The following is a 24,198-nucleotide window of genomic DNA, read 5'->3' on the forward strand; positions in this document are numbered from 1 at the left end:
TTTGAACCAGCATCATTACCCCAATAAAAACGCGGATCAGGATGGCGGCGAGCGCAAATACCAGTGGCGCGATGTCTTCCAGCTGGCGCTGAAGCATAAGCCGCGCCTGGTCAAGGCCAATGGCCTGGCGATCATGGCGACGTTAATGAGTGTGCCGGTGCCCCTGTTGTTGCCGGTGCTGGTGGACGAAGTGCTGCTGGAAGAGAGTGGGCCGGTGCTGCCGGTGATGGATCAGGTCTTGCCCGAGGCCTGGCAGCAACCTCTGGTGTATATCGGTGTAATGGTGCTGGTGGCCTTTGGCCTGAGGCTGGCGGCGTTGTCGTTCAATGTCCTGCAGTCCCGGGAATTTTCCAAGGTCTCCAAGGATGTGGTGTTCCGGATCCGGTCGCGCTTGCTCGGGCGGCTGCAACGGGTGGCCATGTCTGAATACGAGACCCGGGGCGCGGGTGGCATCAGCAGTCACTTCATCACCGACCTGGACACCATCGACCAGTTCCTGGGTACCACCATCAGTCGTTTCCTGGTGGCCAGCCTGACCGTGATCGGTACCGCCCTGGTGCTGCTGTGGGTGCATTGGCAGTTAGCTCTGCTGATTCTTCTGTTCAACCCATTGGTGATTTTTGCCACCATCCTGATCGGCAAACGGGTCAAGGAGCTGAAGCGGCGGGAAAACGAGGCCTACGAGGAGTTCCAGGGCGATCTCACTGAAACCCTCGATGCCATTCACCAGCTCCGGGCCGCCAACCGTGAAAAGCACTACCTGCGCCACCTGATTGATCGGGCGCGGACGGTCCGGGATCACGCCATCCAGTTCGAATGGCGCAGCGATGCCGCCACCCGGGCCAGCTTTGCGCTGTTCCAGTTTGGCGTGGACGTCTTCCGCGGCGCGGCCATGGTTACGGTGCTGTTCAGCGATCTGAGCATCGGTATGATGTTCGCCATTTTTGGCTATCTCTGGTTCATGCTGACTCCGGTGCAGGAGATGCTGAACATGCAGTACGCCTGGTTTGCCGCCAATGCCGCCCTGGGCCGGATCAACCGGTTGCTGGAGCTGAAGGAGGAGCCCCGTTATCCGGCCCTGGAAAACCCCTTCCGGGAGCGGCACACCGTCAGCCTGACCCTCAGGGATGTGCACTTCAGTTACGACGACGAGGCGGTGCTGCGCGGTATCAACCTGCACCTGGCGCCTGGCGAGAAAGTCGCCGTGGTCGGCACCAGCGGCGGCGGCAAGTCGACCCTGGTGCAGGTCATCCTGGGCATGTACACACCCCAGCGTGGGGAGATCCTGTTTGATAACGTACCGGTACAGAGAATCGGGCTACCCCGTCTCCGGGAACACGTGGCCACGGTGCTGCAGCAACCGGCTTTGTTCAATGACACCGTGCGCCAGAACCTCACGCTGGGACGGGAGAAAACCGACACCGAGCTCTGGCAGGCGCTGAAGATAGCCCAACTGGATAAGACCGTGGCGGATATGCCCCAGCAGCTCGACAGCATGGTCGGGCGTCAGGGCGTGCGGCTGTCTGGTGGCCAGCGCCAGCGTCTGGCCATTGCCCGGATGATCCTGTCCGACCCGTCACTGGTGATTCTCGATGAAGCCACTTCGGCGCTGGATGCCGAGACCGAGTACCAGCTGCACCGGGATCTGGAAGCCTTCCTGAGCCAGCGCACCACGCTGATCATCGCTCACCGGCTCAGTGCCGTGAAGCAGGCGGACCGGGCCTATGTTTTCGAGGACGGGCGAATTATCGAAGAAGGTCATCACGATGAGCTGATTCGGCAGGACGGGCTTTATGCCCAGCTGTACGGCGAACGTCAGGTATAAAAATGGCCTGTAAGACAGAGTTAGGGTATTCGCCTATGATCTGTAGCGTTTAGCGACCGTATAAGTCTCTCGCAAGTGAAGCCAGAAAAATATTCCTCCTTTCAGATCCTTCGCGCAGTCCTTATATTTTCAGAGGTTTTTCTTCCATGTCCGAAACCAATAGCTACGCTCGTCAGGACCGGCTGCGCAGTGATCGCCAGCTTCTGTTCATTCTTCTGGCCCACGTCCCGGTCGTTGCGTTTCTTGTTCCTCTGGAATTTGAGACCAAAATGTTTGCGGCTGTTGCGTCCCTGATATTGGGGGGCATTATGACCGGGTGCTATTTGCTGTTCAGGGGAACGCGGGCCTGTTCGGTCTTGTTCGCCATCGGCCTGATGGCGTGGGCGGCGATCATGATCCAGAGTCAGATGGGCCGAATCGAGATGCACTTTCACATTTTCGCTGCCCTGGCCTTGGTCATTGTTTATCGGGATTGGCTGCCTGTGGTTGCGGCGGCGCTGGTGATTGCGGCGCATCATCTGGTATTCACGGGCCTCCAGCAGGCGGGCGTCACTGCAGGCGCCATGCCGCTGCTTGTGTTTGACCACGAGGCCACCTATGGCATGGCTTTTTTGCATGCGGCCTTTGTTGTGTTTGAAACCGGCATTCTGGTGTTCTTTGCACTTCGAATGGGTAGCGAGCGAGACCAGGCATTCCAGACTATTGACGTTGTGCGGAGATTTGGTGCGGATAAGGATCTTGGCGGCCGCCTGGACGATTCCGGCGACGCGCTTACTGCGCGTTACTTCAATGGCATGATGGATCAGTTTTCGGCGCTGATTGGGCAGGTTCGAAGCCTTTCGGGGCGGCTCCGCGAGGGTGCGGACGAATTGACGGGCGTCAGTGATCACACCACTGACCTCACTGGGGACTTACGTCTCAAGGCTGATCAAGCTGCAATGGCTACGACCGAGTTGGCGGAGACCATCCAGGATGTGGCGCGGAACGCTCAAATGGCCTCGGATTCAGTAGCCATGGCTGCCGAGGCGGCCGTTCAGGGGCGTGAGGATGTTCGGCATACGGTCGAGCTGACCGACGCCACTCATGGATCCCTCGAAGATTCGTCAAGATTGGTTAACGATCTCGTTGCCAAGGTTAATTCCATCGACGCCTTTATTGCATCTATTAATGATATCTCCGATCAGACCAACCTGCTTGCCCTGAATGCGGCGATAGAAGCCGCCCGTGCGGGAGAGCACGGGCGAGGCTTCTCCGTGGTCGCAGACGAGGTCCGGAACCTGTCCCGCCGGACCCAGGAATTTACGGGAGAAATCCGGAGTACCATCGACGATTTGGCTTCCGTGGCCGAAGCTACGTTTTCTGCCATCAGAATCGGGCAGGCGCGCTCAGGTGAAACCACCGAATCCGTGCGTCGGACCGGAGACGCGATCCACCGCATTGAAGGCGCGATTGAAGAGGTTCTCGAAATGAACCGTCAGATAGCCGCGGCGGCTGAAGAACAGGCGGCGACCTCCACAGAAATTAATAGAGGGGTCCAGACTGTCGCCGATCGAAATGCGGAAGTGGTACAGGAGGCTCAGCGGACTCGATCCATGGCGCAGAAACTGGAAGAAATGATCGGAGATGTAGATAGCCTGGTTAGTGGGTACAGGGGGCTTTAACCGTTAGGTATTCGTCAGCTGAATAGTGAACATTCAGGCAGGTTCGGTTGAACTCCAGCTAATCGGTGCAATAGTTAAAGCAGGCTTCACGTCCCCGGGCCTTCTCGCATAACCGAGCGCGCGACATAACCAGCTGCTATCCGGAAGGCTCCGATCACGATTGAAAAGGAGGCACAGATGTCCAATGAAAACCTCAGCAAAGACAGCCTGAACACCTTGTCCAGCCTGGAAGCGGGAGGCAGGACCTACCACTATTACAGCCTGCCGACGGCGGCCAAGACCCTCGGTGATATCAACCGTCTGCCGTTCTCACTGAAAGTTCTGTTGGAAAACCTGCTTAGGAACGAAGATGGCACCACCGTTGATCGCAGCCACATTGATGCCATGGTGCAGTGGCTGAAGGACCGGGGCTCCGACACCGAAATCCAGTTTCGCCCGGCTCGGGTGCTGATGCAGGACTTCACCGGCGTGCCCGGCGTGGTTGATCTCGCGGCCATGCGCGAAGCGGTCAAGAAGGCGGGTAAGGACCCGGCTCTGATCAACCCGCTTTCGCCGGTGGATCTGGTCATCGACCACTCGGTGATGGTGGACAAGTTTGGCGATGCCTCGTCGTTCAAGGACAACGTGGCCATCGAGATGGAGCGAAATCAGGAACGTTACGAATTCCTGCGTTGGGGCCAGCAGGCGTTCGATAATTTCCGGGTGGTACCGCCGGGCACCGGGATCTGCCACCAGGTCAACCTGGAGTATCTGGGCAAGACCGTGTGGTCAAAAGACCAGGATGGCAGAACCTTTGCCTACCCGGACACCCTGGTCGGTACCGATTCCCATACCACCATGATCAACGGCCTGGGTATTCTCGGCTGGGGTGTCGGCGGTATCGAGGCGGAAGCGGCCATGCTTGGCCAACCGGTGTCGATGCTGATTCCGGAAGTGGTGGGCTTCAAGGTCAGTGGCAAACTGCGCGAAGGCATTACCGCCACTGACCTGGTGCTGACCGTCACTGAAATGCTGCGCAAGAAGGGCGTGGTCGGTAAGTTCGTCGAGTTCTACGGCGATGGCCTGAAAGACATGCCGGTGGCGGATCGCGCCACCATTGCCAACATGGCGCCGGAGTATGGTGCTACTTGTGGCTTCTTCCCGGTGGACGATCAAACCCTGACCTACCTGCACCTGACCGGGCGAGACGATGACCAGATTGCACTGGTGGAAGCCTACGCCAAGGCCCAGGGCCTGTGGCGCGAACCGGGCCACGAACCGGTCTACACCGATACCCTGGAGCTCGACATGGGTGAGGTGGAAGCCAGTCTGGCCGGACCGAAACGGCCCCAGGACCGGGTGGCGCTGAAGAACATGAAGTCGTCTTTCGAGCTGTTGATGGAAACGTCCGAGGGGTCAGCCGAGTCCAATGAGAGCAAGCTGGAATCGGAAGGTGGTCAGACGGCCGTGGGTGTCGAAGACAGCTACCGGCATGCCTCCAGCCAGCCCCTTGAGCTGGACGGTGAGCAGTCCCGCCTTGATCCGGGCGCGGTGGTGATCGCGGCGATTACTTCCTGCACCAACACCTCCAACCCGAGTGTCATGATGGCGGCCGGCCTGATTGCCCGCAAAGCGGTGGAGAAGGGTCTGAAAACCAAGCCCTGGGTGAAGACTTCCCTGGCCCCGGGCTCGAAGGTGGTCACGGATTACCTGAAAGTGGCCGAACTGGACGACGACCTCGATAAACTGGGCTTCAACCTCGTGGGTTACGGCTGCACCACCTGCATTGGTAACTCCGGGCCACTGCCAGATCCGGTGGAAAAGGCCATCACCGATGGCAACCTCACGGTAGCGTCGGTGCTGTCCGGCAATCGTAACTTTGAAGGCCGGGTTCATCCCCAGGTGAAAACCAACTGGTTGGCGTCGCCGCCCCTGGTAGTAGCTTATGCCCTGGCTGGTAATGTCCGTCTGGACTTGAGCCAGGATCCCCTGGGTACCGACAATGACGGCAATCCGGTTTACCTGAAAGACCTGTGGCCGAGCCAGCAGGAGATCGCCGAGGCGGTGGAAAAGGTGAAAACCGGCATGTTCCGCAAAGAGTACGCTGAAGTCTTTGACGGCGATGCGATCTGGAAAGCCATCAAGGTGCCGGAGAGCAAGGTGTATGAGTGGTCCGACAAGTCCACTTACATCCAGCACCCGCCGTTCTTCGAGGGCCTGGGTGAGCAGCCGGATGCCATCGAGGACATCAAGGGTGCCAACATCCTGGCGCTGCTGGGGGACTCGGTCACTACCGACCACATCTCGCCTGCGGGCTCGTTCAAGCCCGACACGCCGGCTGGTAAGTACCTGCAGGAGCATGGTGTTGCGCCCAAGGACTTCAATTCCTACGGCTCCCGCCGGGGCAACCATGAAGTTATGATGCGCGGTACTTTCGCCAACGTGCGCATCCGCAATGAGATGCTCGACGGCGTTGAGGGTGGTTTTACCCGTCATGTGCCCAGTGGTGAGGAAATGCCGATTTACGATGCGGCCATGAAGTACCAGGAAACGGACACGCCTCTGGTGGTGATTGCTGGCAAGGAGTACGGCACAGGCTCAAGCCGGGATTGGGCGGCCAAAGGCACACGTCTGCTGGGCGTAAAAGCGGTGGTGGCAGAATCCTACGAGCGGATTCACCGCTCCAACCTGATTGGTATGGGGGTTATGCCACTGCAGTTCCCCGAGGGCACGGATCGCAAGAGCCTGAAACTGACCGGGAAGGAAACCATCAGCATTGAGGGCTTGTCGGGTGACATCAAACCGGGCCAGACCCTGACCATGACGGTAACCTACACGGACGGCTCTACCGCAAGCTGTGACCTGAAGTCGCGTATTGATACTGCCAACGAGGCAGTGTACTTCAAGCATGGCGGCATCCTGCACTACGTGGTGCGTGAGATGCTCAAGTCGGCGTGATCCCCTGGCCCGGCAGGTGAAGCCTGCCGGGCGCTCTTAAACTGGCGCCTTAAACCAGTGCGTGCGCCATGGCCGTATCGGCAACTGGAAGTTCCAGCCAGAACACCGCGCCTTCGCCCGGTGTCGAAGCGTAATCCACCGTGCCTTTCATGTTCAGCATTAACTCGCGGGTAATGGCCAGGCCCAGCCCGGTGCCTCCGCTCGCCCGCCGATCCGAGGCATCCGCCTGGGAAAATTTCTGGAAGATATGGTCCCGGAATTCAGGTGCAATGCCCTCACCATGATCGCGAATGCACAGCCTGACCCAACCTTCGTGGGCTTCCGTGAAAATGTCGACCCGGGCGTCCCTAGGGGAGAACTTGATGGCGTTGGATAGCAGATTGTTGACTGCCTGATGGAAGCGGTGCTGGTCCACTTCCACCTGAACACTTGCGAGTTGGCCAACGTTGATCCTGACCGCGCGATCCCCGGCGTAGGGCTCCATGTTTTCCACACATTCCTGGATTAACTGAGGCAAGGGGTATTCGTGGAGTACAAACGGCATCTTGCCGGCAGCCAGCTTCTCAACATCCAACAGGTCGTTGATTAGCCGCGCGAGCTGGCGACTGTTGCGATAGGCGATGTCCGCCAGTTTGGAGGCCTTTTCTGGCAGCTGGCCCACGGTGTTGTTGGCAAGCAAGCCCAGAGCGCCGGAAATGGAGGTCAGGGGAGTTCGTAGTTCGTGGCTGACAGTGGAAATGAACTCGTTTTTCAGGCGGTCTGCCTTCTTCAGCTCTGAGATATCTTCGGTAATCAGCCAGACAACCGACTCGCTGTTGTGGCTCTCTAGCCGCAGACCCTGAAGCATAATGGGTTTCAGGGTCTGGTCGGGCCCCGGCAAGTACCCTTCCACGCCACTGAAGCTGACATTGTCTTGCAGGCGACGCTCGATGCCCAGACCACCTGGTATCGGTTGCCCGTGCTGATCAAATCCGTGTTCGAAATATTGCAGCGATATGGCCTGGTTGCCGAAGCTTTGGTCGAATGCCCGGTTCGATCGCAGTAGTGTCTTGCGATGTCTGCTGTAGAGCGCAATACCGATGGGCGCCTGTTCGAACAGACCCCAGAATCGGCGCTGCATTTCCCGATCTTTCAGCATCAGTCTGGTTAGCCAGAAGGTGGCGCCGGTAATCAGTAGCACCAAGATAAGGAGCAGGCCGCGTGTAAGCAGCGGTGCTTCCGGTTGGTCGGGCCAGCCTTGCATGGGTTCAGCGAACAGGGTCCAGTGGGTTCCGGGCATGTTCAGGGTCGCAGTAATCGGGGCTTGCCAGTCCGCTGTGGTGTCACCGAGAAAAACAGCCTCCTGATCCTGCACGTCGTCCGAACTGGAGATGGCAAATCGCCTCGTGCCCCAAATTGGCGAGATTTCAGCAGCTTCATACATGCGTTTCAGGTCCAGTATGACCGAGATCACTCCCCAAAAGGCGTCAGAATCACGTTCGAAGATCGGAATGCGAGCGGCTAGGCCCTGGCCGCCTTGAACCAGATTGATAGGGCCGGAATAGATCGCTTGTCGGGTATCATACATTTGTTCGATTTGGGTCGGCGACAGGCTGCCTAGGCTCAGGTCCAGCCCGAGCGCGGCCTCGTTGCCTTCCAGCGGGTAAATGTGACGGATGATAAAGTCTGGTGCCAGACCAATGTTTCTCAACTGAGGAGCAAGCCGGAAGATAACCGAGGCCAAGTCACGAAACCGGTCGTTGTCGATATCGGGCTCGACCGCGACATTGGCAGCGAGGCCCCAAACGGTTTGGGTATTCTGGATAATGATGCTCTGCAGGTTGAGGCTGAGTTCATCCAATTCTGTTTGCCATTGCTGACGGACGTCGCTTTGGTGCCGGGACGTACTGGTAGCATCCAGCAGCAGTGATACCGTAATCATCAACACCAGGATGACCAGCCGGAATGCCCAGATCAAAACAAAGAAATGCGTATCGCGATTTCCGGGCCTCATGCTGTCGAATCTGCCACGGGTTCACTGGTGGCCGCTTGAAGCCAGAAAGTGGCGCCTTCACCCTCAACGGATTCGAAGCCAACACTGCCGCCCATCTGGTTCATTATTTCGCGAGTGATGGCAAGGCCAAGGCCGGTCCCGCCACGGCCTCGTGTGTCTGAGCTGTCGGCCTGGGCGAATTTCTGGAAAATCCGGGATCTGAAATTGGCCGGAATGCCCGGGCCGCTATCCGAGACCTGAATTCGGAAGTTCTGGCCATCGAAGAGGGTTTCGACCACCACTTCAGAGTGCTCTGGCGAAAACTTGATGGCATTGGACAACAGGTTTGCCAGGGCCTGGTCCAGGCGGTTCCGGTCGACCAGTATTCGCTGTTGTGGATGATGATCCCTGAACAGGATAGAGACGCCACGGTCTAACGCGTAGGTGTGCAACCGTTCAATGCAGTCGTGGATAACGGGGCTGATGACTTCCGATTGAATCCGGATCGACATGCGCCCGGACACCAGTTTTTCCATGTCCAGTAGGTCGTCGATCAGTCGCTTCAGCTGGTCGCTGTTACGGGCGGCAATGGAAACCATACGCTCGGCTTGTTCTGGCAGTGGGCCGAGTGCGCCTCCGGCGACCAAACCGAGGGAGCCGGCAATGGAGGTCAGTGGTGTCCGCAATTCATGACTGACTGTGGAGATGAATTCGTTCTTCATCCGCTCGACCTTTTTGCGTTCTGATATATCCTCAATCAGCGACCAGACCAGCGCCCGGCCGGAGGCGCTGGTGATACGCATGCCCTGAATCACCGCCGGATACATCGAACCATCGCGGCGAACAATGTCCTGTTCGAAAGGGCCGAAACGCCCGGTGGTTTCCAGTTCGGTCATGGCCTGATCGCGAACAGTGTCCACGCCACCCGCCAGTAAATCACTGAGGTTGAGCGCCATCAGGTCTTCCCGTTTGTAGCCGGTGGGCGTGAGCAGGGCTTGGTTAACGTCGAGGAACGCGGTGGAGTCGTAATCGTTCAGGGCGATACCGATGGGTGACAACTCGAACAGGTGGCGTAGTTGGTCCTCGCTCTCCTGCAGGGCCAGTTGAATCTTTTTCTTGTCGTCTATGTCCGCTATGTAGCCATGCCACATGATGCTATCGTCAGCCAGCAACTCCGGTGTTGCCCGACCTTCAATCCAGCGCCAATGTTCCTCGTTCCTGACCCGGTACTGCTCATGCCAAACTCCGAGGTTGCGGGCCGAGACCGCTATGCTGTCGCTAACGGCGTCGACCTCGTCAGGGTGCATTTGACCGAAGCAGGGTGAGGCATCCTCGGCAACATCCTCGCTCGAGACGCCAAATATGTCGCGGATGCCGGGGCTGGCAAATGGGATGGCCGACGAGCCGTCCGGCCAGAGTCGGTACTGGTAAAGCATGCCGGGTGTCTGTTCCACCAGTTTGGTCAGCATCTGCATGCTCATCTGACGCTCAATCACGCCGGCAATCCAGCGGGCCAGCAAGGTTACGAAGGTGACTTCAGTTTCGGAAAAGCCCTGTAATCGAGGTGCCGGGGACGAGAAGTTCAGGGTGCCAAACAGTTTGCCCTGCAAATAAATGGGGGCGGCTACATAGCTCTCCAGGCCAAACTGGTTGTAGCAACGGTGATCGCGGTAAGGAGATCGGGCCATGTGCTCAATGGAAAGGGTCCCGCCGCAATCAACAGTAATGGAGCAGTAGGTGTTGCCCAGTGAAAAGCTTTGCCCAGTACTTAGTCCGGATTCTTCCGGGGCATCGAACCATCGGACGGTGTACACGCTGCCGGTGATCTCGCTGACAATGGCCAGGGGTAGGTCCAGGTAGTCCGCGCCAAGCTTGAGTGCTTTGCGGATGCGGGTGTTGTCGTCTGTCTCAGGGTCCAGGGCGAGATCGTTCAGGATGCTCAGCGCGGTGTTCTGCTGCTGCATCTTTTCCAGGTTGGCCATTTCCGCGCTGACATCGGCATGGGTACCGTACATGCGCAGCGGTTGGCCATCGGCGGTCCATTCAAAGACCTGGCCCCGGTCGTGCACCCATACCCAGTGGCCGTCTTTGTGACGCATGCGGGATCGACAATCGTATTCATCCAGTGCTCCCTCAAAGAGAGCAGTGAGCAAGCGCTCCGATTCAGCCAGATCTTCCGGGTGCGCCAGATTCCGCCAGGTCTGGATACTGACTGGTTCCAGCTCTTCCAGGCGGTAGCCACAAATCTCAGCCCAGCGTTCGTTGAAGACCGTTTCACCGCTTTGGATGTTCCATTCCCAGGTGCCGACGCGGGTGCCGTCGATCACCGCACGGGCCCGGCGCTCGCTTCGCCTGAGGTCGGCGTAGAATTCGGATGCCGCCTGAATATTGATTTCCCGCTCGATGCAATCCGCCAACTCCCGTAGCAAGGCTTGGTCTTCGTCGTCAAACCGGCGCGGTTTCCGATCAATCAGGCACATGGTGCCAAGCCGGTACCCCTCACTGTTGTGCAGGGGTGCGCCGGCGTAGAAGCGAATAGAGGGAGCGTCCTTTACCAGCGGGTTGTCGCTGAAGCGGTCATCCTGATGGGTATCTTCGATGATGAACAGGTCGGAATGGAGTATGGCGTGGCCACAGAAGGAAATATCCCGAGGGGTTTCCGGCGCCGCCAGACCTTGGCAGGATTTGAACCATTGCCGGTTCCTGTCGATCAGGCTGACCAGAGCGATGGGAACGTCGAATATCTTGCAGGCCATGCGAGTTAAACGATCGAAGCGTTCCTCTGGACCTGAATCCAGCAATCCCGACTGGTCGAGGGCGAACTGGCGTTCCAGTTCATTCGACGGTATTTCCGGTGCTTTCATGTTTGACTCAGGCCTCGTTTCCGGCAGCGGGCAACTCAACCCAGAAATGAGCGCCCTGGTCATAGTAGTAGCCCAGGCGTCCATTCATAAGGGCGGCAAGCTCCCGGCAAATTGCCAGCCCGAGCCCGGTTCCGGCTGTCGTCTTGGTATTGCCTGCATCCGCTTGCGAAAACCGATCAAACAGGCGCTCTACAAAAGATTCCGGCACGCCGTCACCATTGTCTTGAACGACAATTCGTGTGGAGCCTGAGGATCCTGTCTCGACGAAAACTCTGACTTTTCCATTTGCCGGTGAGAACTTAATAGCATTGCTGACGAAATTGTCGAGTATTTGTCGTAATCGATGCGGATCGGTGATTACTTTTTGTCGGAGGCTACAGTGGGCGGTGAGAACAACCTTGTACTCATCGGCCATGGTTTGATTGTCGAAAACCGTTGACTCAAGAATCGGTTGCAATGACTCCGGCGCCAATGTGACGGACATCCGTCCCGCGGACAGTTTGCTGAAGTCCAGCAGGTCTGAGATTAAAAGCTGCAATCGGTGTCCGTTACGCAACGCAAGACTGTTCATGGCTCGGGCTCGCGCTGGTAGCTCACCGGTGGCACCCGATTCAATCAGGCGCAGTGCGCCATTGATTGAGGTCAGCGGCGTGCGCAGCTCATGACTGACGTTGGAGACAAACTGATCCTTCATGGTACTGATGGCATCCCTTTCGTCCATCAGTTGATTAAAGGCAATCGCCAGGTTGCGTACCTCGTTAGGACCGGAGGGAACAAGCCGGGCAGCTTCGGATGGGGACCGGATCATATTGCGAATTTTCCTGGTCATCCGGTCAAGAGGGTTGGTGGTAGACCGGCTCAGCACGTAACTGACAAGGGCGATCAACAACGCAATCCCGAGACTGAGCCAGACAAAATGTCCGAACGATTCGTCGGCGGGTGCAGTCGCCCACTCAAACGGGACCGCCCTGACAAATTGCCAGCCGAGACGCTGAAGATGGCTGGTTGCATAGATGAGTTTATGGCCCTCGGGCCCAATTGCATGCCCTGATGTGATACCCGACAGTGCTGCGTCAATTAGCCTGTTGTGTCCGGGTGAAGGTAATGGCGTGATGCCATTCTCAGGGGCAGGGCCGCCCTCAATGAATAGGAAGTTCTCACTATCAATGACGTAGAAGGTTGCACCGTCGCTGGTTATTTCCGAGAGTGTCTCCTTTGGCAGGATGCTTGTTTTACCCAGGTTTACGGTGCCCCCAAGTAACCCCAAAAGATCTCCATCATCGGATTCGATTGGCGCTATGAATGAAATTAGCGGCAAGCCAGTGGTACGCCCAATAATGGGCCGGCTGATAACGGGTTCGCGACTTCTTATCGCCTTCTGAAAGTGTGGTCGATCCGCGTAGTTGGTCCCGACTCGCCGAGACACATAGAAGTTCTCAAAAATGGCTGTTGCGTTCGCATCGAACACCAAGACGCCGTCGGGGAATAAATTATTGAGCAGCTTCTGGCGTTCAAGCTGGTTGGCAATCTCGCCGAGTCCTCTCAATGCGTTGCCGTCACTAAGCATGCTGGCCGACTCGGCCAGCAAATCCAGCTGTAATTGCAGTCGTTCGTTGACCTCGTTGGTAATTCGACGAGTTTCAGACAGTTGCTGTTTGGTCAGGATGTCTTCGAAGTCCTCCACCAGGGCGCCATAGGCCACAAATAAGACTGATCCAACTGTTCCGAGGGTGCCCAGCAGGATGATCAGGGCGAGTCGTGTTCCCAGTGAAAGTGAGCGCAAATCTAATTCCTTGTGGCACTTTGCTGAAAATGTTGCTTTGATGTCGGTAACAGTCTGACACTAATCAATTCTGTAGTGGATTACATTGGGGAACCATGTCTGAAGAGAATGTTTCTGAAATAGCACGGAAGCTGGAAGTTCTCAAGCTGCGGTTCAAGGAAAAGGCGGCAAAGGATATCAGCCGGTTGCAACAGGCAGCTGAGCAATTTCGTGTCGGGCGTTTTGGGCCCAATGACGTCGTTGCCGCCTACCATTCTCTACACAGACTTGCTGGGTCTGCCGGTACCTTTGGCTATACGGTACTGGGCGAGGAAGCACGTGCACTTGAGGTGTTGCTGAAACCATTGGCTGAAATCAACGGCGAGCTTGCGCCGGCGCAGGTTCAGAGAGTCGTCGATTTGGCATTCGTGTCACGGGTGGCAAGTCTGGTCGACTCTTTGTCATTGGATCCGGTCGCCAGCCAACGAACCGGCGCTGCGCTGCTTCCGGTTACGGTCGAAGCCGCAACAGATGCCGTTGCTCTGGTTGTACATTCCGACCCCGAGCAGGCCCAGAATCTGGTCCAAGGTCTAGAACTGCACGGTTTTTTTCCGGTCGCCGTCCCGTCCCTTAAGCGGGCAGTCGAGCACGGTTTGGCGGATGTTTCTGTCCTTGTGGTCAAGGACGCCAAGATGCTCAGCGAAGGATCGGTACTGGAATCCGTTGCTGACACACCCCCGATTGTTTGTGTCGGGGCGGGGGATTCCTTCGATGAACGTTATGCCCTGGCTGAGTGTGGCGTGGACGGTTTTCTATGCGAGCCGGTTGATGTGCCCTTGCTTGCAGACACCATGGAACGACTGATCACCGAGCGTGAGGAGAGTGGGTCGGGCCGGGTGATGATCGTCGATGATGATCCGGAATTACTGGAGCATTATGGGCTGGTGCTGGAGCAAGGTGGCCTGAAAGTGTGGCGCGTGAATAACCCGGCCGACATTCTCGGTGCTTTATCCGAATTTCGGCCAGACATAGTGCTCATGGATGTGCAGATGGGTACCTTCCGGGGACCTGACCTCGCCCGACTGCTGCGATTCGAGCCAGAGTGGCTCGGGTTGCCGATTATCTACCTGTCCTCCGAAAATGACCGCGAGTATCAAACCGATGCCCTGGCCAAGGGCGGCGATGATTTTCTCGTTAAACCTGTCTCTGATGCGTTTCTGCTGCGGGCTGTCTCGGTGCGTTGTTACCGGGCCCGCCAATTGGACAAACTGGTGTCGCGGGACAGTTTGACCGGATTGCTCAAGCACTCCGTGGCGCGGTCAGAAATTAACAAGGAATATGTCCGTTGCCAGCGCCGAGGGGAACAGGCAGTCGTTGCGATGCTGGACCTGGATCATTTCAAGCATGTGAATGATCGCTACGGTCACCGCACCGGCGATCTGGTTATTAAAGGTTTGGCCAATCTGCTGCGCCATCAGCTCCGGAAATCCGATGTCATTGGTCGCTATGGTGGCGAGGAGTTTGTGGTGGCACTGCCGAATTGTTCGCTTATCGACGCCAGTAGAGTGCTGCAGTCGGTGTGTGAGCACATGGCCGGGATAGGTTTCCAAAGTGATGGTCAGGAGTTCCATGTAACTTTGAGTGTGGGGATTGTGCCTTTGCAGAATTACCTGACCAGTGACGATGCTATTGACGCAGCGGACCAGGCGCTTTACCGGCGAAAGCAGGCCGGACGGAATGGCGTTACCGTTGGAGAAGAAGCACCGATAACGGAAAGGACACAAGTCTGAGATATGGATGCTTTGATAGTAGACGATGACGACTTGATGGCGGACCTGCTGGAAACTGTGGTCGCAGGATTACATCCCGCCATCACGGTGCTTAAGGCCTCGGGATTTCACGAGGCATTGGCGCTGTGGGAAAAGCGCAAACCAAGTCTGTTGATCGTTGACTGGAATCTCCCGGATGGTTCCGGTTAGGAGCTTGTTCGCAAGGTCCGTGCGAGTGATAAGGTCGCGGCTATCGTCATGATCACCGGCCGTGCTGACCGGGAATCCATCCTGAAAGTCGCCCACTACCGCATTAACGGCTACATCAGTAAGCCATTCAACGTGGAAATGCTGCACCAGCGGCTGGTGCAAATGGTTGGCCAAGTGCTGCCGGAGGAACCGGCGCCCCTTGCTTCATTGGAAGTCGCTCTGTCTGATGGCGTCAAGACGGTTATTCAACTGCCGGTTAAAACGGATGCCGCTACCATGCTTGAGCTTATCGGTCGGGCAGACGAGTTGTCGGCAGCCCAGTTGACCGAACGCTGGCAGGACGACGCTTCCTTGTGTTCGCGCCTGCTCGACGTCGCCAATCGTTCGTCCTTCCGAAGAACCGGTGCGCCGGTTGTCCATTTGCGCGATGCGATAGCCTCCATGGGTGTGCCTATGGCGCTGAATCAGGGGGTGGCACTGGCCCTGGATGTCAGTGCTGCCTTCTCGTCGGAAGTGCTGATCGCCTGTGCTCTTGAGCATCAGAAGCAGGCAGAAACCGTGGCCCTGGAGGCACAGCGCGTGGCGCTTGCCCTGGGGAAGCGCTCTCCGCAGTTTTTCACCGCCGGTTTATTGAGCCGGGTCGGCGAGCTGGCCGTGCTCAAGGTGATTGACCAGTTCCAGCGACAGGGTGGCGAGGTGAGCGATGAGCAGGTGTTGCAGGCACTGAGGGACTGGGCCCAGCCCTATGGCAATAAACTCAAGATACAGTGGTTTCTTCCCCTCGAACTTCGACAGCTCATTGGCGCGGTGCATTATCTGCCGCGGGAGAACGTGACTCAAGAGCGCCTGATTATGAGAGCTGGCGCGCTGATGGCTGCGAAGGAGTCGCCGGAAGCGGAGCTGGGCAAGATTTTACGACAGCTCGGGCTGGATGAATGGCACAAGCAATTCAGAGAAGACGAGCAGAAAAATGAGGATGGCGGGGGTGACGGAGATGGAAATGGAAACCAGGCTTGAGCGCATCATGCTGGTAGAAGATGAGGAAGATATTAGGGCAGTAGCAGAGCTAGCCCTGGAGGCAGTAGGTGGGTTTACCCTGACTACCTGTGCTTCGGGCCAGAAAGCGCTGGAAGCGCTGGCCGATTTTAAACCCCAACTGATTGTGCTGGATGTGATGATGCCGGGCATGGACGGGCCGACCACCTTGAAAGCCATTCGTGAGCATCCCGATTTTATCGACACCCCTGCCATCTTCATGACCGCGAAGGTGCAGCCGGAAGAGGTCAATGGCTACCTGTCCCAGGGTGCCGTCGCGGTGATTCCCAAGCCGTTTGATCCCATGGCCCTGTCGGACAAGATTCGAGACATCTGGAGCAATCTGGAGCCGGAGCAGCGTTCGGAATAACGCTCAGACGCTGCCTGCTCTGGTGTCTCGGCTGTCGATTCGGGTAACCTGTGGGATTGATCCAGCTGGCAATCTTGAGGCTCCATTAATGACGTCAGAATCTTCCAGAGATGAACTGAAAGCGAAACTGAATCTGGAAACGTCCCGCATTCACTGGCACGACCTGCAAACCTATTTTGCCCGTGGCCAGGTTGTACGGGTCGCGCCGGAGCTTGATCTGCTAGAAGTTGCCACGGAACTGACGGCCGATAACAAGACCCGGTTCGAACAGTGGATGGCAGACAGCAAGGTCGGTGAGGTACCTCCGGCCCTGGCGCAGGCCTGGTACGATAACAACTCCGAACTCTGGGCCGTGGTGATTGCGCCCTGGGTGCTGGTGCAGGATCGCTCCGACCATGCCCTGCACTGACAGCGTCGCGTACTCACTGTGAAACTGCATTATTTCCATGGCCGTGAACCCATTCGGGTGTTGGTGATGGTGCGTCAGCAGCAGCGCCTGGAGTTGTTTATCAAGCCGCTTGCTGAACAGGCCTGGGGCTTGGTGGTGCTGGCCGGCCCCGACCAGGGTCGACCGGAACGTCAGCAGTGCCAAGGGCCATGGAAGACTCTGGCGCAAGCCGAGTCGGCATTGCGTAGAACCGCTGGCGCTCTGATGGGCAATGGCTACGAAGCTCGTCCCTCCGATTACGTGGTCTGGTCGGTAACGGCCCAGCGGCTGTCGCGGACCATACAATCCGATAAGAGCCGTCGCGCCACCACGGAATCGGTGGATCCCGACCAGTTCGAACCCCTCTCCTAAAACCGCTCCCCCTTTTCGTCTTCCCGAGGATTTTATGCTGACCGGCGCATTATTGATTCTTGCCCCGTTGTTTCTGGGCTTTGCTCTGCCATTGAAGAACCGCCAGGCAATGACGGTCATCCATTACTCGGTGGAGGCACTGGTCTATTTCATTCTGGGTCTGCTGGGCCTTGGCCTGGGGCAGATGGAAGGTCTGGCGGACCAGTTAAGCGGTATGGCCGTGCAGGTGCTGGTGTTGGTAGCAGTCCTGTTTGTGGCAAATATGGCGGGTCTGTGGCTGTTCCATCGCTGGCAACCCATGGTGCCGGTTAAGGGCGAGGTTGAAGGCAACCCCAGCTACCGGCGGCTGTTCCTGGCGGGTTTGAAACCGATGTTGGCGGTTCTCGTAGGCCTGCTGGCAGGTTATTACCTGCTACCGCCACTGCCTATGGCCGAGATCGTTGCCACTGGCGCACTGATGCTGCTGCTGTTCTTTATCGGTTTGCAGCTCCGAAATGCCGGACTGTCCTTGCGCAAGTTGCTGATGAACCGGCAGGGATTGGGCATTGCTTTGGCGCTGACACTCAGCTCACTGATCGCCGGAGTGCTGCTCATTCCGGTATTGGAGCTGCCCTGGCACGATGTGTTGGCGCTGGCGTCTGGCTTTGGCTGGTACTCCTTGTCCGGGATCGTCATAGGCGATGCGTTGGGGCCGGCCTGGGGCGGCGTAGCCTTCCTGAACGATGTCATCCGCGAAATTATCGCTTTGGCCATCATTCCCCTGCTGATCAGCGCCCGGCCGGCTATGGCGATCGGGTATGGCGGCGCCACAGCCATGGACTTCACGCTGCCGGTCATTCGCAGTAGCGGTGGCCTGGCGTGCGTGCCCGTGGCCATAGCCTCCGGTTTTCTGCTGTCTTTCCTGTCACCGATATTGATGGGGGTGTTTCTCTCCCTCGGCTGATGTTGAACCGGCGGAATCCGCATCTGACCCTGTCGACGCGGACCAGTTCAATGCCTTGTGCCATTGATCGGATAGGCGTCGCACTGCGCTGAGATCGTCCAGGATTCGTTCGCCGTTCCCGATCGGCAGGGCTCGCTTCACGACCAACTCCAACAGCGATGACTTCAAGCGCTGGTAAGCCTGCTCCACCCGGACATACTGTTCCGGCGCGGCATCTTTGGAGGCAATCAGCTGTCGAAGCTCTGTCAGGTAATGTGCCCGGTCCTGCTCGAGCGTTGACCCGTCAGGGCCGCCGTGGGCATTCCTCAGGTGCAGGAGTGCCGGTGCCAGGTGTGTCGCCTCGGTGAGGTATCGGCAGGTCCGGAAACTGCCAGCCAGGGCATTGACGGTGCTGGCCTGCATCCGCTCGGAACGCAGTCTGGAAATATAATCGGTGATGGCGATACTGAGACTCAGCGCCGTCTCCGACATTGGCTGTATCTGGGCTACCCTCAATGCCTCGCGATCAATACAAACCCGCAGCAGTCCACGAGTGATGTCGATCAACCGCTTCATTTCCTGGTCAACCGCCGCCAGCGCCAGTTCCGGTGTTTTTACCAGCGTGTTATCCAGGTAGCGAGGTTCCGCGCTGTCCTCTTCCTGACTGCGAAACAGACGGTTCAACAGGTCGGCGAACTGAGGTGCAAACGGCAGCATGATGGCGGCACCCAGGAGATTGAACAGGGTGTGAAACAGGGCCAGGGACACGGCAGGATTGGCACCCAGTTCGAACCAGTCGGCAAACCTGGCGATCAGCCAGAGCATGACTGGCAAGATGATCAAGGCTATGACGCCGGTGATCAGGTTGAAGATGACATGCCCGAGTGCGAGCCGCCTCGCGTTCGCGGTCGCACTGAGCACTGCAATGGCGGCTGTGGAAGTGGTGCCCAGATTGGCGCCGATCACTGCGGCAGCAGCACTCTCCAGGGACAGCAGTTGGCCTGCAGCGGCGGTGAGGATGATGGCCAGTGCTGCGCTGGAGGATTGGGTCAGCAGCGTTGTCAGGAATCCGAACATCACGAGGACCGGTAGCCCATAGCCCTGGTAAACCAGGGTGGCACCGCTGAAGTCATCCGCCATACCTCCGAGCGAGTCTTTCAGCAGAGATAGGGCCAGGAAGAACAGGGCAAACCCGGCCAGGGCTTCACCCGCGGACTTGCCGCGATGGCCGGGAGCCAGCAGCTTCAGGGCTACACCGGTAGCCAGCAGCAACATGGCAAAGGTGTCGATCCTCAAGCCGAAGCCGACCAGGCTGACCAGCCAGCCCGTCATGGTGGTGCCGACATTGGCGCCGAGCACGACGCCCAGTGACTGTCGCAGTGACAGCACCCCGGCGTTCACAAATCCAATTGTGGCGATGGTTACGGCGCTGGAGGACTGCACAATACCGGTGATCAGAACGCCGGTACCGAACCCTTTCAGCGGCGTCTTGGTCCAGGCTCCAAGCAGGTGACGAAGATTCTGTCCCGCCGAATTTTTCAGGCCGTCGGTCATCATTCCCATGGCGAGCAGAAACAACGCCAGACCGCCGAGAATCTGGAATAGGGTGGCAATCACTGGTGTCCCGCCGTGTAGCAGGGGGTTTATCAAAGCTTAGCAGGCCTGGCGGCTGGGGTCTGGAACAGGAGGCGCGAACAGAACGCAGACAGCGGTGAGCAGGCTCAGACGCCGCTTAGACCATGAATTTGCGGACATCAATCCGGTAGTCGTCCGGGTCGACTGAGCGCAGGATGCGGTCCTGAGTGCCGGGCTTGGCCAAGTCCAGGGTCTCAATGGTAATGGGCATGCGAAACTTGGTGTGATACATCACCCGGACCACGGGCAGGCGCTGATCTTTCTCGTTGGCTTCCACCACAGCGGCCAGGCGGCCACTTTCCATCAGGACCAGGCTGCCGACGGGGTAGAGGCCGATGCAGCGGATGAACTGTTTGACCATATCGGGGTCCAGGTGGTCGCCGCTCCACTCCACCAGTTTTTTCAATCCCTGGGTGGGTGTTAACCCCTTGTGGTAAACCCGGTCGGTGGTGATGGCATCATAGACGTCGGTGATGGCAACCATGCGTCCGTACTCGGAGATCTCATCGCCCTTTAGCCCTTCTGGGTAGCCAGTGCCATCCATGCGTTCATGGTGTTGGGCGGCGGTGATCACGCTCAGTTCTCCGATGCCTTCGGTGCTGGCCAGTATGTCCCGAGAGTGTCGGGCATGCTGTTTCATGACTTCAAATTCTTCGGCGCTCAGCCGGCCGGGTTTGTTCAGGACTTTATCCGGGGTCAGAATTTTACCGAGGTCGTGCAGTAGGGCGCCCACCACCGTCTGATGCAGAACATCGGCGGGCAGGGAGCGATAGTTGCCGAACAGCGACATCAGCACGCTGAGGTTGACCGAGTGTTCGAGCAGGTAGTTGTCTTTTTCCCGAATCCGGCCAAGGCAACTCAGGGCGTTGGCATTGCGCAGGACTGAGTTCTGCAGCTCGTCCGCAAGTTGATGGATGGGCGCGACATCAACGGCGCCGCCAATCTTCACGTTGTTCAGGAAACTGCCCACCAGCCCCTGGGCCTGGTTGTGGATACGCTGTGCCACCACCAGCTCCTCTTCCATGGGCACGTGCGCTCTTAAACCGTGTGTCTGCTCGCCGGCCTGCTGCAAGGCAGCCTCGTTGCGGCGGTCCACTTCAGCTGCGGTTTCCGAATCCTGGGTATCGAGCCCCTTGGACGCATCGATATAAACAAAGGTGACCCCCATGCGCCGGATTTTCTCGATGGTTTCCTCTTTTTTGATCACGCCGTGTTTACGCTGGCTATTGTGAGGAATCCAGTCGTTGTTGAGGTCGGTTATGTACATGCCGACGCTCAGGGCGGATATGGGGATGCGTTTGATCATCGTTCGGGGAAGAACGTCCTCAAACTGTTGTGATAGGTTGTCGCCACCACCTCATCCAGAGGCAATTCCTTTACCTCGGCGATCTTCTCCGCCACGAACGGCAGGTAGAACGGGGCGTTTTCGCGCCCGCGGTAAGGTGCCGGCGTCAGGAAGGGCGCATCGGTTTCCAGCAGAATCTGCCCAATGGGTGACATGCGTACGATGTCACGAACGTTTTCCGCCTTGTTGAAGGTGGTGATGCCGTTAAAACCCAGGCACCAGCCCTGATCCAACGCGTACTGCGCCAGCCCCGGGCCCGAGGTGAAACTGTGGATTACGCCACGACGGGTCAGCGACTGCTCGAACTCCCGGAGAATCTCGATGGTGTCGTCGTCTGCCTCACGGCTGTGGATGACCACGGGGCGATCGGTGTCACAGGCGATCTGCAGTTGACGACGGAACACGTCCCGCTGCACGCTCCGGTCGGCGTTGTCGTAAAAGTAGTCCAGGCCGATCTCACCGACGGCGACAATCTTGCTGTCACCGGCGTGGGCACGGATTTCTGCTTCTGTGGCGTCGGAGTACTGCTCGGCCTCATGGGGGTGAATACCCTGGGTGCCATACAGCCACGGGGTCATCTTGCTCAGCTCCCGGACCCGGGCAAGGTTGTCCGGGGATACGGCAATGGTGATCACTTTTTCGATATTTACCCGCTGGCTCTGGTCCAAAGTCTCCTCCAGGGGTCGATCCTTGAGGTAATCCAGATGGCAGTGGGTTTCGATGATCGGATGATCAAAGACGGGAATTTCGCGTCGTTTTTTACTCATTGCTCTGGGGTTAACTCCATAGCAGTCACAAGGCGCTGCTAAGCTGAGAAATGGAATGTGCAAATTCTATCATTATGTACGATTGTTCACCCATACATCGAGCATAGGAAATTCTCAGCATGTATGTATCGGTTTTTACAAGGCGTTGGCGTTTTGATACCGGCATACCCCAGTTGGGCGGCTATCCGTATCTGCTGGATGACGAGGAGGAGCTGCCATCGCTGGAGGCCAGTCTTGAAGAGATCGGCGAGTACCAGCGACGGCTCTGGGCCAATCGGGCGCGGGCGTTACTCCTGGTGATCCATGGCCCGGATACCAGCGGTAAAGATAGCCTGATCCGGACCCTGGCCACCTATGCCGATCCGATGGGTTTTCATGCCTGGTCGTTTAGCCGGCCTCAGGGTGCTGCCACCTATCACGATTTCCTGTGGCGTGTTACACCTCTACTGCCCGGTTTTGGTGAAATGGTCGCATTCAATCGCAGCCATCATGAGGCCGTCATGGCCGAGCGCGTCTGGCCGGTGTACCCACCGGAGACTTACAATTGGCGGAGCCGATACCGGTCCATCCGCAATTTTGAGCGCCATCTCGTGGAGGAGGGCACCACGATAGTGAAAATCTGGCTCAACCTGTCGGAGGAAGAGCATCGCCGCCGCTTATTAACTCGCCTGGATAAACCCCGCAAGCGTTGGAAGTTCGAGCAATCCGATATCGACGGCTGGGTAAAGCGGAATCAGTATCAGGCCTATGCGGAAGAGGCACTGGCGCAGACCCATACCGCAGAGGCACCCTGGTTCATCGTACCGGGCGACCAAAAACCTCAGGCCCGGGCAATAGTGGCGGCGATTGTGGCCGAACAGTTACGGCACTTGGCGCCGGATTATCCGAAGGAGGACCATGTGGTGCTCGATGAATACCGTCAGTTGTTAGCCAAAAATCGAATTAAGTAGGCATAAGTTCATCTAAATTGCGTCAAAAAGCGCGAAATAACCAATACAGGGAGTCGTACATGCGCATTGTTGTCGTCGGTGGTGGGGTCGTTGGTGTCACCACGGCGTATGAATTGAATCGCCGTAGCCACCAGGTGACGGTGCTGGAGCGACACTCGATCGCCGGTAATGAAACCAGCAAAGGCAACGCCGCCCAGCGTTCCTACGGAGTGGTTTATCCCTGGGCCGATCCGAAGATGGTGCTGAAAGCGGTGCCCTGGCTGCTGAAACAGGATGGCCCGCTGAAATGGCGGATGCCACCCTCTGTGGAAGCCGTTCGCTTCATGATGTCCACCCTGCGTTACGCCTGGGCGCCCGGATTATTCGGGCTGAACCGCCGTGCCATGCTGCGATTGGGAATACACAGCCGGGAACGGTTCGAGGCCCTGGAAAGCGAACTCGATCTGACCTTCGATGGTGATCACCAGGGCTTGCTGCACCTGGCCAGCACCCCGGAAGCGCTGGATGGCTATCGCCAAACTCAGGCGCTGCTGGCAGAACTGGGCATTGCGTCCCGATTGCTGACGCCGGAGCAGGTCCGAGCCGCTGAACCGGGCATGGTTGGCAATGGGCCCCTCTACGGCGCCCTGAGTTATGACACCGATGGCACCGGCGACTGCCACCAGTTTTCCCAGGCGCTGGCCAGTGAGTGCGAGGCCCAGGGGGTCAGTTTTCGTTATCAGGTCGAGGCCCAGAGCCTGGTTGCTAACGACCATGCCGTTGAGGCGATCAATATCACCACCGAGGACGGTGACGGGGAACTGATTGAGGCGGATGCCTTCGTCATCAGCGCTGGGTGCTGGTCCGACCATCTGGTTCGGCCACTGGGATTGGCGCTGCCGATCTATCCGGTCAAAGGCTACAGCCTTACGGTGCCGCTGAGTAACCCTGACCATGCGCCGGTCTCGACGGTTCATGACGATAACTACAAGGTGGTGTCCACCCGGTTGGGGAATCGCCTGCGGGCAACGGGGTTTGTCGAGCTGGCGGATTTCAATCGGGACATCCCGGAGGCCCGGTTGGCCACCATCCGGAAATCCGTGAATTCGCGCTTTCCCGGTTGTGCCAATCTGGAAGCGGCTGAAACCTGGACCGGTTTTCGCCCGATGACACCAGACGGCCCCGCTATTATCGGCCGTGGCCCGCGGGATAATCTGTTTTTGAACACCGGTCACGGCACTTTTGGCTGGACCCTGTCGGCCGGTAGTGCCGATCTGATTGCCCAGGTTATCGATGGCGAGGCTCCGTCGGTATGCCTGGATGCCTTCCGCCCCGGTCGCTTTAGTGAGTAGCCGGCCAACGGCAGAAACTATTGGTTCAACAAGAGCAAAGGCCA

The 24,198-nt window shown here is 57.8% G+C and carries 18 protein-coding genes; 12 read left to right on the forward strand and 6 right to left on the reverse strand.

Annotation, left to right across the window (positions count from 1 at the left end):
• The first annotated feature begins 1 nt into the window (after position 1).
• The 3 genes from FCS96_RS08405 to acnA all read left to right on the forward strand — a co-directional run bounded on the left by FCS96_RS08405 (position 2) and on the right by acnA (position 6,423).
• Positions 2-1,825, forward strand: coding sequence for an ABC transporter ATP-binding protein (locus FCS96_RS08405; RefSeq protein WP_138439911.1), 1,824 nt, complete (start codon positions 2-4; stop codon positions 1,823-1,825).
• A 146-nt stretch (positions 1,826-1,971) separates the two neighbouring features.
• On the forward strand, positions 1,972-3,486 hold the full coding sequence (locus FCS96_RS08410) for a methyl-accepting chemotaxis protein (RefSeq protein ID WP_138439912.1): 1,515 nt from the start codon (positions 1,972-1,974) through the stop codon (positions 3,484-3,486).
• A gap of 177 nt (positions 3,487-3,663) precedes the next feature.
• A complete protein-coding gene (gene acnA, locus FCS96_RS08415; protein ID WP_138439913.1) occupies positions 3,664-6,423 on the forward strand; it encodes an aconitate hydratase AcnA in 2,760 nt (919 codons plus the stop codon).
• A 49-nt stretch (positions 6,424-6,472) separates the two neighbouring features.
• On the opposite strand, the gene FCS96_RS08420 is transcribed toward acnA, so the two are convergent.
• From FCS96_RS08420 to FCS96_RS08430, 3 genes are read right to left on the reverse strand one after another with little or no spacing between them, the layout of a single operon-like run.
• Entirely contained in the window at positions 6,473-8,416 is a 1,944-nt protein-coding gene (locus tag FCS96_RS08420; protein ID WP_138439914.1) for a sensor histidine kinase, read from the reverse strand.
• Complete coding sequence (locus FCS96_RS08425; RefSeq protein ID WP_138439915.1) at positions 8,413-11,259, reverse strand: PAS domain-containing protein; 2,847 nt, start codon at positions 11,257-11,259, stop codon at positions 8,413-8,415. Before FCS96_RS08425 ends, FCS96_RS08420 begins: the two co-directional genes overlap by 4 nt.
• 7 nt (positions 11,260-11,266) lie before the next feature.
• Positions 11,267-13,042 (reverse strand): sensor histidine kinase, encoded by a 1,776-nt coding sequence (locus FCS96_RS08430; protein WP_138439916.1) that lies wholly within the window; start codon positions 13,040-13,042, stop codon positions 11,267-11,269.
• Positions 13,043-13,137: 95 nt separating this feature from the next.
• Between FCS96_RS08430 and FCS96_RS08435 the strand changes: the two genes are divergently transcribed.
• From FCS96_RS08435 to FCS96_RS08460, 7 genes are all read left to right on the forward strand, one after another.
• Positions 13,138-14,811, forward strand: coding sequence for a diguanylate cyclase (locus FCS96_RS08435; protein WP_138439917.1), 1,674 nt, complete (start codon positions 13,138-13,140; stop codon positions 14,809-14,811).
• Positions 14,812-14,814: 3 nt separating this feature from the next.
• Positions 14,815-15,000, forward strand: coding sequence for a response regulator (locus FCS96_RS20215; protein WP_228264057.1), 186 nt, complete (start codon positions 14,815-14,817; stop codon positions 14,998-15,000).
• Positions 15,001-15,048: 48 nt separating this feature from the next.
• Positions 15,049-16,017 carry an HDOD domain-containing protein gene (locus FCS96_RS08440; RefSeq protein ID WP_228264058.1) on the forward strand — a complete coding sequence of 323 codons (969 nt, stop codon included), beginning with the start codon at positions 15,049-15,051 and terminating at the stop codon, positions 16,015-16,017.
• On the forward strand, positions 16,001-16,405 hold the full coding sequence (locus FCS96_RS08445; RefSeq protein ID WP_138439918.1) for a response regulator: 405 nt from the start codon (positions 16,001-16,003) through the stop codon (positions 16,403-16,405). Before FCS96_RS08440 ends, FCS96_RS08445 begins: the two co-directional genes overlap by 17 nt.
• Positions 16,406-16,493: 88 nt before the next feature.
• Positions 16,494-16,814 (forward strand): DUF2288 domain-containing protein, encoded by a 321-nt coding sequence (locus tag FCS96_RS08450; RefSeq protein ID WP_138439919.1) that lies wholly within the window; start codon positions 16,494-16,496, stop codon positions 16,812-16,814.
• Positions 16,815-16,832: 18 nt separating this feature from the next.
• Complete coding sequence (locus tag FCS96_RS08455; RefSeq protein WP_138439920.1) at positions 16,833-17,204, forward strand: PA4575 family protein; 372 nt, start codon at positions 16,833-16,835, stop codon at positions 17,202-17,204.
• Positions 17,205-17,238: 34 nt separating this feature from the next.
• Complete coding sequence (locus tag FCS96_RS08460; RefSeq protein WP_138439921.1) at positions 17,239-18,147, forward strand: lysine exporter LysO family protein; 909 nt, start codon at positions 17,239-17,241, stop codon at positions 18,145-18,147.
• On the opposite strand, the gene FCS96_RS08465 is transcribed toward FCS96_RS08460, so the two are convergent.
• The 3 genes from FCS96_RS08465 to FCS96_RS08475 form a co-directional block, all read right to left on the reverse strand.
• Positions 18,109-19,743, reverse strand: coding sequence for a Na/Pi cotransporter family protein (locus FCS96_RS08465; protein ID WP_138439922.1), 1,635 nt, complete (start codon positions 19,741-19,743; stop codon positions 18,109-18,111). The genes FCS96_RS08460 and FCS96_RS08465 overlap by 39 nt on opposite strands.
• Positions 19,744-19,858: 115 nt before the next feature.
• Entirely contained in the window at positions 19,859-21,067 is a 1,209-nt protein-coding gene (locus FCS96_RS08470) for an HD-GYP domain-containing protein (RefSeq protein ID WP_138439923.1), read from the reverse strand.
• Complete coding sequence (locus tag FCS96_RS08475; protein WP_138439924.1) at positions 21,064-21,873, reverse strand: TatD family hydrolase; 810 nt, start codon at positions 21,871-21,873, stop codon at positions 21,064-21,066. The genes FCS96_RS08470 and FCS96_RS08475 overlap by 4 nt, the downstream gene beginning before the upstream one ends.
• A 119-nt stretch (positions 21,874-21,992) precedes the next feature.
• Between FCS96_RS08475 and FCS96_RS08480 the strand changes: the two genes are divergently transcribed.
• Positions 21,993-22,823, forward strand: a complete 831-nt coding sequence (locus tag FCS96_RS08480; protein WP_138439925.1) for a polyphosphate kinase 2 family protein — start codon at positions 21,993-21,995, stop codon at positions 22,821-22,823.
• Between the two features lie 59 nt (positions 22,824-22,882).
• A complete protein-coding gene (locus FCS96_RS08485; RefSeq protein ID WP_138439926.1) occupies positions 22,883-24,154 on the forward strand; it encodes a D-amino acid dehydrogenase in 1,272 nt (423 codons plus the stop codon).
• Positions 24,155-24,198 lie beyond the last annotated feature (44 nt).

This window comes from Marinobacter alexandrii, assembly GCF_005871205.1.
GTDB lineage: Bacteria > Pseudomonadota > Gammaproteobacteria > Pseudomonadales > Oleiphilaceae > Marinobacter > Marinobacter alexandrii.